Source organism: Pseudomonas sp. MDT1-16, assembly GCF_054898115.1.
The window spans coordinates 1,072,154-1,087,462 of the sequence record NZ_CM142717.1 but is presented as its reverse complement, the minus strand read 5'-3'; the positions used below and the strand labels follow the sequence as shown (position 1 = coordinate 1,087,462).

At 57.6% G+C, this 15,309-nt stretch carries 11 protein-coding genes; 7 read left to right on the top strand and 4 right to left on the bottom strand.

What is annotated here, in order from left to right:
- Nucleotide 1: 1 nt before the first annotated feature.
- The 3 genes from ACYZT3_RS04780 to ACYZT3_RS04770 all read right to left on the bottom strand — a co-directional run bounded on the left by ACYZT3_RS04780 (nucleotide 2) and on the right by ACYZT3_RS04770 (nucleotide 5,676).
- On the bottom strand, nucleotides 2-3,640 hold the full coding sequence (locus ACYZT3_RS04780; RefSeq protein ID WP_462031614.1) for a transporter substrate-binding domain-containing protein: 3,639 nt from the start codon (nucleotides 3,638-3,640) through the stop codon (nucleotides 2-4).
- Nucleotides 3,640-4,266 (bottom strand): response regulator transcription factor, encoded by a 627-nt coding sequence (locus ACYZT3_RS04775; protein WP_282374857.1) that lies wholly within the window; start codon nucleotides 4,264-4,266, stop codon nucleotides 3,640-3,642. Before ACYZT3_RS04775 ends, ACYZT3_RS04780 begins: the two co-directional genes overlap by 1 nt.
- A gap of 183 nt (nucleotides 4,267-4,449) precedes the next feature.
- The gene (locus tag ACYZT3_RS04770) at nucleotides 4,450-5,676 is read right to left on the bottom strand and encodes an EAL domain-containing response regulator (RefSeq protein WP_282374856.1); all 1,227 of its coding nucleotides are present in this window, start codon (nucleotides 5,674-5,676) and stop codon (nucleotides 4,450-4,452) included.
- 302 nt (nucleotides 5,677-5,978) lie between these two features.
- Here ACYZT3_RS04770 and ACYZT3_RS04765 point away from each other — a divergent pair, with 302 nt between their 5' ends.
- The 5 genes from ACYZT3_RS04765 to rimJ all read left to right on the top strand — a co-directional run bounded on the left by ACYZT3_RS04765 (nucleotide 5,979) and on the right by rimJ (nucleotide 11,154).
- Nucleotides 5,979-7,385 carry a DUF2252 domain-containing protein gene (locus ACYZT3_RS04765; RefSeq protein WP_462031613.1) on the top strand — a complete coding sequence of 469 codons (1,407 nt, stop codon included), beginning with the start codon at nucleotides 5,979-5,981 and terminating at the stop codon, nucleotides 7,383-7,385.
- Nucleotides 7,386-7,585: 200 nt separating this feature from the next.
- Nucleotides 7,586-8,020, top strand: coding sequence for a hypothetical protein (locus ACYZT3_RS04760; RefSeq protein ID WP_282374854.1), 435 nt, complete (start codon nucleotides 7,586-7,588; stop codon nucleotides 8,018-8,020).
- Nucleotides 8,017-9,477 (top strand): ATPase domain-containing protein, encoded by a 1,461-nt coding sequence (locus ACYZT3_RS04755; RefSeq protein WP_462031612.1) that lies wholly within the window; start codon nucleotides 8,017-8,019, stop codon nucleotides 9,475-9,477. The genes ACYZT3_RS04760 and ACYZT3_RS04755 overlap by 4 nt, the downstream gene beginning before the upstream one ends.
- 9 nt (nucleotides 9,478-9,486) lie before the next feature.
- Nucleotides 9,487-10,509 (top strand): sensor histidine kinase, encoded by a 1,023-nt coding sequence (locus ACYZT3_RS04750; RefSeq protein WP_282374852.1) that lies wholly within the window; start codon nucleotides 9,487-9,489, stop codon nucleotides 10,507-10,509.
- 57 nt (nucleotides 10,510-10,566) lie between these two features.
- Nucleotides 10,567-11,154, top strand: coding sequence for a ribosomal protein S5-alanine N-acetyltransferase (rimJ, locus tag ACYZT3_RS04745; RefSeq protein ID WP_282374851.1), 588 nt, complete (start codon nucleotides 10,567-10,569; stop codon nucleotides 11,152-11,154).
- A 162-nt stretch (nucleotides 11,155-11,316) separates the two neighbouring features.
- On the opposite strand, the gene ACYZT3_RS04740 is transcribed toward rimJ, so the two are convergent.
- The gene (locus ACYZT3_RS04740) at nucleotides 11,317-12,540 is read right to left on the bottom strand and encodes an OprD family porin (RefSeq protein ID WP_462031611.1); all 1,224 of its coding nucleotides are present in this window, start codon (nucleotides 12,538-12,540) and stop codon (nucleotides 11,317-11,319) included.
- 227 nt (nucleotides 12,541-12,767) lie between these two features.
- Between ACYZT3_RS04740 and ACYZT3_RS04735 the strand changes: the two genes are divergently transcribed.
- The gene (locus ACYZT3_RS04735) at nucleotides 12,768-13,673 is read left to right on the top strand and encodes a LysR family transcriptional regulator (protein WP_282374849.1); all 906 of its coding nucleotides are present in this window, start codon (nucleotides 12,768-12,770) and stop codon (nucleotides 13,671-13,673) included.
- A gap of 158 nt (nucleotides 13,674-13,831) precedes the next feature.
- Complete coding sequence (locus tag ACYZT3_RS04730) at nucleotides 13,832-15,280, top strand: YfcC family protein (protein WP_461976797.1); 1,449 nt, start codon at nucleotides 13,832-13,834, stop codon at nucleotides 15,278-15,280.
- Nucleotides 15,281-15,309: the final 29 nt, after the last annotated feature.

The window sequence follows — 15,309 nt, the reverse complement described above, 5'->3', positions numbered from 1 at the left end:
CTCAAACGTGTTGAGCATAGCTTTTCAAAGCTGTCGCCAATTCCGACATCTCAAGCTTCAACGTTGCGACCACCTGCTCAAGCAGCTGCACATCGTCCGTCGCGTCACAAACAGCTTCTACTTGCTCGCAAGCGGCGATCAGCCGTTTGGCCTTGACGATACGTGCCCCGCCTTTGACTTTATGAGCAAGGTCCGAGAGTGCCAGCAGATCTTCCTCAAAAAGGAATTCGGGCAGCCGTGCCAGATCTTCCTGGTTGCTGATAGCCAGATCGTCCAGTAACGCCTGCATCGCCGCGCTATCACCACGGACCAGTTGCTCGAGGCTGGTTAAATCAATACTGTCCGTGGTCGTCAGTGCCGAATGCTCTTCTACCGTAAATGCTGCATCTGCTCCGACCAAATCCAGGCGCTGCCCCAACTCTTTCAGGCTGATGGGTTTAAACAGGCAGTCATCCATGCCCGCCTCCAGACAACGGTCTTTTTCATCCGGCTGGGCGTTGGCGGTAAACCCTATGATCAGGCACCGCGGCTTGTCATGCCCCCTCTCCTCGTCACGGATCGCGCGAGTCAGCGCATAACCATTCATGATCGGCATGTTGCAGTCAGTGATGACGACGTCGAAATGCTGATTGCGCCACGCTCGCAAACCATGGGCGCCATCCTGCGCCTCAACGACTTTATGCCCCAGATAACCCAGTTGTTTGGACAGCAGCAGCCGGTTGGCGGGATAGTCATCGATCACCAGAATGCTTAACTCCTGATGGCTCAAGGAGATCTCGGCGATAGGCGACTCGACGCTGGCAAGGCGTTCAAGAACGGGCAAATCGATCAGCACTTCGATTTGCGTGCCTTCACCCAACACGCTGTGCAACTGCAATTGCCCGCCCATCATTTCACAGAGGGTGCGGCTGATGACCAGGCCCAACCCCGAACCGCTACGTGCCGATTGAGTGTTGTTGCTGGCCTGGCTGAAGGGGCTGAACAGCCTCTGCTGATCCTCGCTGGAGATGCCCATGCCGCTGTCTTCAACCCGCAGTCGAATGCACAATTGCTTTTCGGCGCTGGCCGGTAGCACTTTGAGGGTCAGACGAATCTCACCCTCGGTGGTGAACTTGATCGCGTTGCTCAACAGGTTGGAAACAATCTGTTTAAAGCGCAGCGGATCAATCAATACGTCGCAATCGGCCTCCACAGCGAGATCCAGCAGCAGTTGCAAATGTTTCTGCTCGGCCAGCCCTTCAAAGATGCGTGCCAAAGACGTGACCAGCTCCCGAAGATTGGCCCGCTCCGGGGTCAGCGACAGCTTGCCCGACTCGATGCGGGCGATATCCAGAATGTCGCCGATCAGGTCGAGCAAGCCATGCGCGGCGCCTGAGGCCACCTCGATCGCAAACCGGTCGAGCACGCCTTGATCCGCCTTTTTCAGCGCCAGTTCAAGCATGCCGATGACGGCGTTCATCGGGGTGCGGATTTCATGGCTCATGGTCGCCAGGAAGGTCGTCTTCGCCCGGTTCGCCTCCTGAACCATGCCCAGGAGCAGTTGCCGCTCACTGATGTCGATCCAGCCAGCGATCATGCCGATGACCGCGCCGTCACTGTCTTTGTAGGGCAGCATCCAGTGGTAAATCGTTAACCTGCGACCATCTGTGAGGGTCAACTTGCGATCCTGGATGCGCGCAACGCCTTCTTCCATGACCTTGAGATATTCCGCATGGTAGTCAGCCGCTTCCGCAGGATCGGCAAACATGCTCTCGGTGATGAGTTTGCCCATGGCCTCGTCGCGGTTGAGCCCAAACACGTCCAGGTAGCCGCTGTTACAGATCATCATGCGACCGTTGCGGTCACGGACATAGATCGGGTGCGGCGTCCCATCGATCAGGACTCGCATGAACTCCAGTTGATTGCTCAGCGCTAGCTCTGCCTCTTCGCGCCTACGAATCAAGCGCCGCAAATAGGCAATCCAGGCAACGGCCATCAGCAGCAGAGCGCCGGCAATGGAGAAGCCCTGAATGATTGCCGCGCGATTGCGTAACCAGTAGTTGTCATCGATGACCACCTCGCTGCGCCAGCGATTGGTGAGCTCCGCCATCTCCTCAGGCGAGATGCTGAGTAGCGCCTTGTCCAAAATCGAGTACAACTCCAATGCACCTCGATTGGTTGCAAAAGAAACCCTTGCAGGTTCAACACCCACGGTACTGGTGATCTGCAAGCGCCCCGGATACAGCTGGGAAATCATATAGCGAGCACTGAGCAATGAGTTGACACCCGCATCGACCTCGCCTTGGGCGACCATTTCCATGGCCTGGCCGGCGTTGTCGACGTAGACAATGCGAATTTGAGGATAGGTGCGGACAATGTCGTCGCGCAGCACCACGCCGCGGATCAGCGCCAGGCTTTTTCCAGCCATGTCGTTGAGCGTTTCGGGACTGCCGACCGCCTTGCGACTCACTAACACAAAAGGAGTGGTCAGATAGGGTCGAGTGAAACGCATATCCCCTTCACGCTCGGTACTAGGGGTCAATGCCGCGATTACATCCGCCTTGCCATCGTGCAGGTTATCGATCTGTCGAACCATCGAATCGCCGCGTAACACGACAAACTTCAGCCCGGTTCGTAGACTCACCTTGGCCAGTACATCCGCACTGATCCCCCGCAGCTCACCCTTTTCGTCAAAGAAAGATATCGGCAAGAAGCTTTCCATCGCCGCAACCGTTACCAGCGGGTGTGTCTCCAACCAGCGCTGTTCCCGAGCATTGAACTGCAAGCGATTTTGTCCAGGGATGTACATTTCACCTGCACCCCACCGACGCAGGATGGTCATGCGCTCATCAATCGGCACCGCCGCCAGGGCCTCATTGATGATGTGCAACAGACGGGTATTTTCGGTGGACAAGGCGAAAGCGAAACGGCTGCCGTCAATACGGGAAAAATCCGTCAATTGCACGTTGTTCAGATAGTTCATGCTGATGAGGTAATTGGCGCTGATCGCGTCGCCCAGGTAGACATCCGCTTTGCCGAACGCCACGGCGCCGATGGCACTCAAGGTCGAAGGGTAAAGCTGCAGTTCTGCGTCGGGGTAGAACTTGCTGACACTTTGCGAAGGCCGGTAGTGATAAAGCATGGCGATTTTTTTACCGGACAGGTCCGGCACCAAGGGCGTTCTATCATCGCTGCGGGTGACCAGCATCGGCTGGTCATCGGTGTAAGCAGTGGACAGCACTATGCCGGGATCGATCTCTTCAAAACCGTTGGCGGTGCCTAATAGGTCGACCTCGCCATCTTTCAGGGCGCGGATGAGCTCCGCCCTGGAGTCATAGCGGCGAATAAACACCTGGACGTGCAGTAGTTGAGCGAGAAGCCCTGCGTAATCCGCGGTAAGCCCTTCGTAGTCACGGCTATTGGTGGTCAAATCGAAAGGCGGATAATCCGGAGCCGATATACCCAGGTGCAACGTGCCTTTTTGCCGCAACCAACTCCAGTCTTTTTCATCCAGCCCAACCTGGTAGCCTTCGACCCTGGATCGCCCAAGCAACTTCAGGGTTTCTGGTTCTGCCTCTATGTCGGCGACTGCCAAAGCTCCCACAAATGCCGGACACAGCACCAATAGCAGCGCCAGACATAACCGCTGAGAGGCCCCCATCAGATCAAGTTGTTACGTTTTGCCAAGTCCGACAGGTGCACCAAAGAGCTCACGTTGAGCTTTTCGATCAGTCGGGCTTTGTAGGTACTGATGGTCTTGTTGCTGAGCAACATGTCTTCTCCAATCTGCTTGTTGGACAATCCTTTGGCGAGCTGCTGCAGAATGGACAACTCTCGGTCGGAAAGGCTCTGGATCAAAGCCATCTCGGTAGCATTCGCATCGTCTCTTCGCACCGAATTCACCGTCAGATCAGGAAAAAACGTATAGCCAGACTTGATTGCGTTGATGGCTTTCACCAGCTCATCCAGATCATCGACCTTGGAAACGTAACCCGCGGCCCCGGCTCTCATGCAACGCATCGAAAAAAAAGCAGCCGATAAGGACGTAAGGACCAATACCTTGACCGGCAGTTTCAACGCCGAGATTCTGTTCAGTGCGTCCAGACCATCGACGCCCGGCATGGAGATATCCAGTAGCAGGAGATTGGGTTGGTGTTCGCGGGTTAGCTGCACCGCGTCGGCCCCATTGTCCGCTTCGGCGACCACCTCATACTGTTCCTGCTTCAGGATCATTCTTACGGCGGACCGAATGAACGGATGATCGTCCACAATCATGGCTTTAAGCATCTGAACCTCTGAAAAAGGCGAAATGGTGTGGTAGGGCAGAATGGATAACTGATCGCCTGTTTGTACACAGAAAAGCATCCGGTGCTAACTTAAATTCACAGCTCCAGAATAGTGGAATATTTCGCAAGTAAGCTGAGACAAGGTGTGCGGCGGGTCCCGTCATCTGGAGGAATGAGACGGTTCTCAATAACGAGACAGAAGTGCGTGGCTCAATCCTGCAGGCGCGACTGTGATTGGATTTTGCAGCCACGTCAGAAGCTCGTGCGATGACATTGGCTGCGCATAGTAAAAACCCTGCCCCAGTACACAGCCCATTTCGATTAAAGCAAGACACTCTTTCTCGTCGCTGACCCCTTCAATCACCAGTTCCATGTTCAGTGATTGAGCCAAGGCGATGGTGCTGGCTATCACGGCTTTGCTTCTGGGTTCTCGAATGCTTTGAACAAACTCACCATCCAATTTGATTTCCGTGAATGGTAACTGGCAAAGCAACTTTAACGAAGAGAAGCCCACACCAAAATCATCGATCGAAAGTCCGCATCCCATCATGCGCAGCCGCAGCAGACTTTCTTGAGTACCTGATGGAATCTCAAGCAAGCCATTCTCTGCTAGCTCGAACGTCAGATCAGCTCCCTCCAGCTCATGACGTCGCAGCGCTTCACGAATATGATCCGTTAATCCAGTGCCTTGCAGCTGAGAGGCATGGAGATTAAAAGACAGCTTCAGTGGCCGTGTCTGTCGATGCAACACTCTGAGCAAGCTCAGCCCCTGCTCCAGCAGTTGCTTGAACATCTCATCGATCAAATCGTAGGCCAGCACTGCTGCCAAGAAGTCTCTGGGCAGTAGAAGCCCTTTCGAAGGATGCTGCCAACGGGCTAAAACCTCAGCCCCGGCGACTTTACCGCTGGCCAGCAAAAACTTGGGTTGGAAGAAGGCACGAAACTCGCCCAAGGCTAGCCCACGGCGGATGTCATCCTCACTGGGTAGCGTGCTTGCCGGCACCAGGACTGGGGAAGCCGCCAAGCATTTGCGTTTGTATCGCTGCAATATTTTTTGCAGCGGTTTCAACTGTATGGGCGTGCTCAACGTCCCCAAAAGTTCGAGGCCTGAAAATGAGGCCATCTGTTCGATCGCCCGCTGCAACTGCGGCTGAAACTCACAATAGAGAATGACGGCACGAACCATCGAAAACTGACCGGCACAGTTTAAAAAATCGAGGCAATCCATTCCCTTATGCCCCAAGTCACACAGGGCAACATCAACACCCCCGTGCCTTTGCATCAGTGCCAACGCTTGCTCGCCGCTGCGGGCCTGCAAAATGTCGGAAACACCTGACTGCTGCAAAGCAGAGACGACCACACTGCGCTGGAAAGAATGATTTTCTAGAACGAGAACACGCGGTGAGGTCATTTGTAGTCCGCCGATACCTTGAGGCCAAGACGGTGGATTCTGACAGTGGATGGCTCGACTATGAGCAAGGGAATTCCCAGCGCAGTGTAGGAAAATTCCTAACGCTTCGAGCAAGGAGATAGCCGACGTTGATTACGGATTTGACAATGGGGTCATCGCTGGATCGGACGGGAGCTGACGAGACTATCGCAGGTGCTTTTTTTCGCCCTCTCGGTCAATGCCCAAACACTTCGGATGAAGACACGAAGCCCTTCTACACTCATCTCTCAAACATCCGAAAAACACCCACCAAACGAGCCCCCATGACCACCCTCAAAGACCGCTTGAAGCAAGGCAAGGATGCTCGCAAGAACTGCTCCCGCGGTTCGCAGGCGTCCATGGGGAAGATAAATCGTGACCCGCTGCCGCTGATCAAATCGTCCAGTGAAGGCCGGATCAAGTCGCTGGTCGAGTTGCGGTACGGGCGCATGTTGGTGTCGCCGTTCACCTTCTATCGCGGCAATGCGCTACTGCAAGCTCACGACTTGGCCGGAACACCCAGCATGGGCCTGGTTTCACCCATCTGCGGCGACAGTCACCTGATGAACTTCGGCGGTTTCGCGACACCGGAACGCAATCTGCTGTTCAGCGTCAACGATTTCGATCAAGCCCATCCCGGGCCTTGGGAGTGGGACGTGAAACGGCTGGTGGCGAGTTTCGTGGTGGCAGCGCGCGATCTGCGCCATGGCGACACGGTCGAAGAAACGGTCTGCCGCCAGGTGGTCGGCGCTTACCAACAGACCATGCTTGAGTGCGCCGAACAAAGCGCCCTGGAAACCTGGTACGAGTCCATCAGTTACGACGACCTGCAGCAGCAGGCGAGCAAAGCGACCCTGGAGCATGTAGAGCACGCCATCGAAAAAGCCGAACGCCGCACCCATGCCGAACTGCTGCCGAAAATCAGTGAACGTGACGCACATGGCCGACTGATCATTCGCGATGATCTGCCGGAAATTTTCCATTTGCACAAAAACACCACGCTGCTGGATGCCGACGACGACTGGCTGCGCCTGTCGGACTGGCGGCCGCTTTACGACGCGTTCATGCGCGACTATCCCGGCACGCTGCAAGCCGACCGCCGCGCGCTGTTGTCGCGTTTTCATGCCCACGACATGGCGTTCAAGGTGGTCGGTGTGGGCAGTGTCGGCACTCGTTGCCTGGTCGCGCTGTTGACCGATGACCAGGAAAACCCGCTGTTCCTGCAATTCAAGGAGGCACGTCGCTCGGTGCTTGCCGATTACGTGAAGACCAAGTCGCGTGTGCGGCATAACGGTCAGCGCGTGGTCGATGGACAGCGGCTGATGCAAGCGGCCAGTGACCTGTTTCTCGGCTGGACCACCGGTCCCAGCGGTCGACACTTCTGTGTGCGTCAGTTGCGCGACATGAAAGTCTCGGCTGAACTCGAGACGTTCGACGCAGACACCTTCGCCGCCTACGGACGCGTTTGTGGCCGCGCTCTGGCCCGCGCCCATGCCAAATCGTCCGGGCGCGCTGCGCAGATCAGCGGCTACATCGGCAAGGGCGATGCGCTGGCCGACGCGCTATTCAAGTACGCGCAAAGCTACACCGCGCAGAATGAGCGCGACTTCGAACAATTCCAGCAGGCCTGCCGCAAGGGCCGTTTGCGGGCGCGCTCGGAAGCGGACTTTGCGGCTGATCATTTGCCTTAGGCGTGTTTCAGAGCGTGAAGCGGCGAACTCATCGACATGAATTTTTCTTCACCCCCGCAACCTCTCACCAACGGGTACATTGCGCTCGCTCATTCAAGAAACTACGGTTTGCCCGCCCTCCCGCAATCCTCTGACGCAAATCACTCGCAACGCCCCATAGGGTGTACCATCAAGCTCTGTCCATCAGATATCAGTTAGCCATGTCCACGCAGAGCGAAGAGAGCCGCCAGATCGTAGCTTCTCTGGCGCACCGTGTTGGCCCCAACGCTGACATTGCAAGGATCGCCCAGGCGATCATTTCAACCTTGCGGGATATGGATGTAGCCCTCACGCCCATCATCGGCCACCAAGGGGTTGCAGCGCTTTATCGCCGCAGCCTCCACCTGTGCGCCTCCACTCATCCGCGTCTGGCCCGCACCTATGACAGAGTGCCGTCCGGCATGGATCTGACTGCCCTCAAGTCCGTAATCGTTGAGCAAAGCGACGCCGATGCGCAGTTTTTCGGTGAAGTGTTGCTTGCTACCTTTTACGAGCAGCTGACCACGCTCATCGGGCCCTCGCTCACCGAACGTTTGCTTCGTGGCATGTGGAAACCTTCTTTGAGCGACACCCCTTCGCAGGAAAATTCGCCATGAGCACCAAAGTGACTATCAACCGTCTGGCCACCGGCGTGCCAGGACTGGACGAGGTGCTGGGCGGTGGATTGCCGGAGTTTTCGTTCAACCTGATCGCGGGCCCGCCTGGCTGTGGCAAAACCACCTTGGCGCATCAGATGATGTTCGCCCTGGCGACCCCTGAGCGTCCGGCGCTGTTCTTTACCGTACTGGGCGAGCCGCCGCTGAAGATGCTGCGTTATCAGCAGCAATTCGATTTTTTCGACAGCGAAGCGATCAACCAGTCGATCCGCTACATCAATCTGGCTGACGACACCCTGGCCGGGAACCTGGACGAAGTGCTGCGGCGCATCGTCAGCGAGGTGGAGGCTCACTCCCCGGGACTGGTATTTGTCGACTCGTTCCGTTCGGTGGTGCTGGCGAGCCAGACCCAAGACAACCCCAACAACAACCTGCCGCAGTTCGTTCAGCAATTGGGCATGTTGATGACCACCTGGCAGGCGACGACCTTCCTGATTGGCGAATATTTCACCGAAACCGACACCAACCCGATTTTCACCGTGGCCGACGGCCTGATCTGGCTGCGCCAGAGCGTTCAGCGCAATTCCATGGTGCGCAAGATGGAAATCATGAAGATGCGCGGCCAGCCAACGCTGCCAGGGCTGCACACCTTCCGCATCGCGACGTCGGGGATCAAGGTCTTTGCGCCTGCGACACTCAACCCGGTCGAAGCTCCGCCGGAGTACCCCATCAAGCGCCTGAAAATGGGCGTGCCACAGCTCGACGAGATGCTTGGCGGCGGCCTGCCCCGTGGTTATTCCTTGCTGGTGGCCGGGCCGTCGGGATCGGGTAAAAGCATTCTGGCGGGGACCTTCCTCGCCGAGGGCGCGCGCAATGGTGAAACCGGTGTGATCGCGGTGTTTGAACAAAGACCTAATCACTCCCAGAACGCCACCCTTTCGGGCCTGATCGAGAGCGGACAGGTCGGTCTGGTGGACAGCCGCGCCCCGGACCTGTCCATCGACGAAATCGTGCATTTGCTATTGAGCGAAATCACCCGATTGAAAGCGACTCGCGTGGTCATCGATTCGCTGTCGGGCTTCGAACTGGCGCTCGCGCCGACCTTCCGCGAAGACTATCGCGAGTCGCTGTCGCGCATGGTCACTGCGTTGACGAGTGCCGGGGTCAGCGTGTTGATGACCTCAGAGCTGGAAGACCGCTACACCGACCTGCGTTTCAGCCCTTACGGCACGGCATTTCTCACCGACGCAATCATCGTTCAGCGCTACATCGAAGTGCAGAGCCGTTTGCTGCGCATCATGGCCGTGGTCAAGGTGCGGGCCAGCGTCCACTCCGATGAGCTACGGCTTTACCGCATCGACGATAACGGTTTGCAGATCGGCGAGATGTTGCCCGACCAGGAAGGCTTACTCGGCGGCCGGCCAACCCGGCAACGTCCCGGAAAAGACAATGCGTGAGTCAAGGTCATGAGCACGGCCGATAGCAAGAGCGAGGAAGCGAAGGCCACTGCCGCTCGCGAGCTGTTCCTGCTCGGCCAGAAAACTGTTGAGGCTCGGGCGGTGCTGGCGGCGCTGCAAAAAGAGCTGAGCGACGCCAACACCCGGCTGGTCGATAGCCAGCAGGTCGAGCAACTGATCGAGGCCAATCAGCAATTGGTGCTGGCGATCTTGCTGGCGCAGTCCGATGCAGAAAAACCAAAACGCACGCAGGAAGAACAACGACTGTTCCTGGAGATGCGCGAAGCCAACGCGCAATTGGTGATCGCGGTCCTCAGCGCGCAAGACCTGCAAGCCTCAGCCGAACATGCCCTGGAACAACAACGCAACATCCTCACCCTGGTGGCTCACGAACTGCGCAATCCGCTGACGCCCATCAGCATGCTCGCCGGACGACTGGTGCGCGTTCCCAGCGAGGAATTGCCGCGCATGCAGGCACTGATCGAAAGCCAGGTGCAACACATGTCGCGACTGGTAGACGATTTGCTCGACGTGTCCCGCGCCAGCATCGGCAAGTTGCGCCTCGATTGCCGCATCGTGGACATGGTGCAGATCATCCATCAGGCCATCGACGTGTGCAGCCCGGTGATGACGGCTCACCATTTGCACTTCACCGCTGAACTGCCCGAGTGCGCGTTGGCGGTGGAGGGTGACCCGGTACGCCTCACGCAGATTCTCGGCAACCTGCTGGGCAACGCGGCCAAATACACGCCATCGGGTGGCAATGTCACGCTGTCGGTGAGCGCTGAAGCCGACGTGCTGCAGATGCGTATTTGCGATGACGGCATCGGTATTTCCGCCAAGGCCCTGCCGTATATCTTCGAGCCGTTTGTGCAGGACGTTCACGCGGCCGGCTTCAATGGTGCGGGCCTTGGCATTGGCCTGACGGTGGTTCGCGAGCTGGTCGAAGCCCATGGCGGCACGGTCATCGGCATGAGCGACGGTGACGGCAAGGGCAGCACCTTTATCGTGACGTTACCGCTGGCGGTTTGAGTTTTTCCGCAGGCCACGTAATGCTTGCGCGACGATCCCCGCGAACCGGAGCGCCCTATGCCGCTGTTGTCCCTGCCCTGTAAACGCTTGACGCTGGCGGTGCTCGACCCTGAACAGGCGACGCTGGAAAGCGACTTCTACCGGCGCAACCAGAGGCATCTCGCCCGGTGGTCGCCGATTCGCCCCGCCGATTACCATAGCCCTGAACACATCCGCCCGCGCCTTGAGGTGCAAGCCAGCGCTTTCCAGGCCGGCCTGGCGGTACATTTCGCGCTGCTGGATCGGGACAACGACCAGATGATCGGCGCCTGCAACTTCAGCGGCATCACTCGCGGGGCGTTTCAGGCCTGCTATCTCGGTTACCACATCGACGAATCTCATCAGGGCCAGGGCTTGATGCAGGAAGCACTGGAAGCGGGAATCAGCTACATGTTCGATGAGCAGACACTGCACCGGATCATGGCCAATTACATCCCTGGTAATGAACGCAGTGCGCGGCTGCTGGAGCGCCTTGGATTTGAACGTGAGGGCTACGCCAAGGCCTACCTGAGTATCGCCGGGCGCTGGCAGGATCATGTGTTGACGGCGTTGATCAATGATCGCTTTGAAGCACCGGAACAGCGCTGGTCCAGACGTCTCTCGTAATACATCGTCTGCCGTTCACCGTTCATTAAGCATTCACCGCTTATGCTCGGGCTTCCCGATCCCCTCTTCGGTAGCCAGAGCCTATGCAATTTCCCGGACAACAAAAACCCGCAATCCCCACCAGGATTACGGGTTTCGTCAATTGACGGGTTCAGGGTTGTATCACCACAACGCAATGTCATACGTCAGGTACAGCCGCCAGTTGTCCCGATCGCTGGCGTAGGTCGAACGGTAAGTCGCCTTGCGCACTTCCATCCCCAACCCTTTGAAGGCGCTGTCCTGAATGGCATAGCGCAGGTTGGTATCCGATTCCCACTCGCGGGCTTCTCGTCCTTTGAAATCACCGTTCTCACCCTTGTAGTAGCGAGTCATGAAGCTCAACCCGGGAAGTACGGCCGCGAAGTCATAGTCGTAGCGCAGCATCCAGGTTTGCTCACCGCCCTGGATGAATTTTCCGACACCGGCATTAGTGAACGAGTAGACCGTAGAGACGCTGGTGTAAGGCAGCGCCGTGTCGCCGGTGACTTTCTGATACCCGACACCGATCGCTTGAGCGCCAAGACGGTAGGTAAACAGACCACTGAACATGTCGGCATCGACCAGACCATTACGCGCCTCGCCCGCATCGCTGCTGATGAAGTAGCGCAGGTCGCTGGTCAGGCTGCCGCTGCCCACTGGCAGCTTGTGCACCAGACCGAGAAACTGCTGACGGTAAAACTCGCGCATTTCGCCGTAGTACCAAGTGCCACTGAGGTTCGGCGTAAATTTGTAGGTCGCTCCGGCGAAATCGAAATCCGTGCCTTTGTCACCCGTATAGCCCTGGGGAAAAATGTCGACACTGTCAGTGGAGTTGCGCTGCTTGAACTTGTCCAAGTGCCCAGTGTGCAAATACAGGTCACGGATACCGGTGTATTCGACCTGAGTGCCGCGAAAGGTCTGCGGCAGCAGGCGGCCGTCGTTGTAGACCAGCACTGGAATCCTCGGCAGCAAGTTGCCGGTTTTCACAACGACATCGCCGATGCGCATCTTCGCCGTCACGCCCAGGCTTGAAAAACCGTCCGCTGCATGCCCATCGTCGTGTACGGGTAACAGGCCAGTGCCTGCATGGGTTGGACTTGAATCCAGCTTGAGTCCGGCCAGCCCCAAGGCATCCAGACCAAAGCCCACGGTTCCTTCGGTGTAGCCCGATTGCAGGTTGAGCAGAAAGCCTTGGGCCCACTCTCTGCGGTCATTGCCACCCTCGCGATAATCGTCGTTGAAGTAGTAATTGCGCAGGGACAGTTTGCCTTGCGAATCCTCCAGAAACCCCTGAGCCATCAGCTCCGCTGACAGGCTCGCCAGTATCCCTGCGGACACAATTACGCCTCTCGTGAACAGATCACGCATAACCATTTCCTCAGCGCCGTATTGTCGATTTTATGGGCAGTAGCAAAGGTCCCGCTGACGGGATATGTCTCAATGTTGATGTGGTATCGCGCTGGACTCAGCGGCGTATTGGGGCGGACACTAACGACTCATCGGCGCGTCCACAACATTATGCGAGAAGCGCATCAGGCTATGCGTAAGCTCGTGGCGCGGCATGTCGCGTCTCTGGAAACCAAGGAAATCCCTGCGTGAATCTCAAGCAACTCGAGGCCTTCAAGGCAATCATGTCCACCGGCTCGACCATCGGCGCGGCGACGCGAATGGGCCTGTCCCAATCGGCGGTCAGCCGCTTGCTGACGCAGCTCGAAGAACACTTGGGATTCGCTTTGTTTTTGCGCAAAAAGGGTCGCCTGATGGCCACCCCCGAGGCCGAAGAGTTGCTCACCGAGGTCGCAGGACTGGTGGACGGCATGCAGCGTATCCAGCGTCTGGCCGACGAATTGCGAGTCGGTCGCTCGCGCAAGAGTTTGCTCAAAGTGGGAGTGCCGACCAGCATGACCCAAGAATTGCTGCCGAAGATTGTTGCCGCGTTTCTCAAGAGTCACGAAGACATTGTCATCGAGTTGCTGACAGGCTCTTACGACATGATCGAGCGCGCGGTGCTTGATCGTTCGGCTGACCTGGGGTTCGTACGATTACCCACTGAACTGCCGGACTTTGACGTCGAGCCGGTGTTAGAGACCGAAGGCGTTTGTGTGATGCCGGCGGACCATCCGCTGACCCGTCACGCGTTCATTGAGGTTCAGCATTTACGTGATGTGCCGCTGGTCCTGCTGGGCCGCCAACGGGCGCTGAGAGCTGAGCTCAATCAAGTCTTTCGCGCAGTGAACCTGACGCCGCTGGTACGGATCGAAGTGCACTCCGTCGGTGCCGCATGCAGCTTTGTCGCCGAGGGTTTGGGGGTGTCGATCGTCAACGGTTTACTGGCCAGCCACTTCGCTCATCTGCCGATAGTCAGCCGCCCGTTTCGGCCCGCCCTGCCCTATGCCTTTGGCCTCGCCTTCCGTCGTGATGAGCCGCGCCAGGCGGTTGTCGATGCTTTTGCCGAACACCTCAAACAGCACCTGAGCACAGCGTCCGCCGCTCGCAAATAACGTCGATCAAGACCTTGGCCGATGACAAAACGCATAGCTCAACCCGCTCCACGCATAACGTTGTGGCGCTTTCGCGTTTGCCCTAGTGTCTGCCTCACCAAGAGCTGACACCAAAAACAACAACCGCGAGGGCCGCCCTGCCAGCCAGGGCAAGAATCATGACCGAACCACAAATCACCATCTCCCAGCCGAACGCTGCATCCACGAAAGTGGAAAACGGCAAGACCGGCCAACGCAAACCTGTCAACCCGGCGATCATCCTGCTGAGCATCGTTCTGCTCGCAGTGGCGTTCACCTATGCCGTCAACTCCGGCACCTTCCAGCGCCAGAATGCGTTAGTGGTGCCGGGCTCCTATCAGGTACTGGAGAAGAGCCATTCGCTGACTCGGTTATTCTCCATGGAGCCACGCAAGGCGAATGACACCATAGCCCGGCCGGTGTCACTGGTCGAAGGCTTCATGGCAATTCCTCAAGGCATCGAAAAGCGTGCAGCGCTGATTTTCATGGTGCTGTTCATCGGTGGCATGTTCGGCGTTCTGAACAAGGCTGGCGTGATCGACGCCGGTCTCGAACGTTTGCTGGGAATGACCCGGGGCAACATCTACGTGCTGGTGCCTATGCTGATGCTGGTGTTCTCGGCCGGCAGCACCTTCATGGGGCTGGCCAAGGAATTCATCCTGATCGTGCCATTGATGGTGGCCATGGCCAATCGCCTGGGATTGTCGAACCTGATCGGGCTGGCGATCGTCTGCATTTCGGTGAAGATCGGTTACCTGGCATCCATCACTAACCCCGTGGTGCTATCGGTCGCGCAACCGATGGTCGGCTTGCCGATTTTCAGCGGCATGAGCATGCGGATTGCGGCCTACGCCGTGTTCCTGACGGTGGGTATTGCCTTCGTGCTGTGGAGCATCCACAAGCAAGGTTTCGACGCCAGCGCGAAAATCAGCTTCGAACACAAACCATTGCCGATCCGCCACATGCTAAACCTGCTGATCCTGGGTAGCGGCATCGCATTCATGGTCTTCGCCTCGACCCGTTGGCAGTGGAAGTACCACGAGCTTTCCGCGTTCTATCTGCTGCTGAGCACCGGCTTCGCCGTCATTGCAGGTCTTGGCGCCAGTGCCGCGGCGAACGCGTTCGTCGATGGCATGAAAAAGGTGCTGATTGCCGGTGTGCTGATAGGTCTGGCAACAGCCGTTGAAATCATCCTCACGACCGGACAGGTGCTGGACACCATCGTCAACGGCCTGGCCAGTGTGGTCAGTGATCATGGCCCGGTGGTGTCGGCCTACGGCATGTTCTTCTCGCAACTGGGGTTGGACGTGCTGATCCCTTCAACGTCTGGCCAGGCAGCGGTGACCATGCCGATTTTCGGCCCGCTCGGCCAACTCTCCGGTGTCAGCCCGCAAACCACGGTGTATGCGTTTCTGCTGGGCAACGGCTTGACCAACATGATCACGCCGACCTCCAGCGGTTTGCTGGTGCTGCTGGCCACCGCGCAAGTCGGCTGGGGCCAATGGGCACGCTACATCCTGCCGCTATTCGTGATCTACATGGTGCTGGCGATGATCCTTCTGGCCATCGCGGTGAACACCGGTTACTGACTGTGCAACGGCACCTGCAGTGCTGTCCG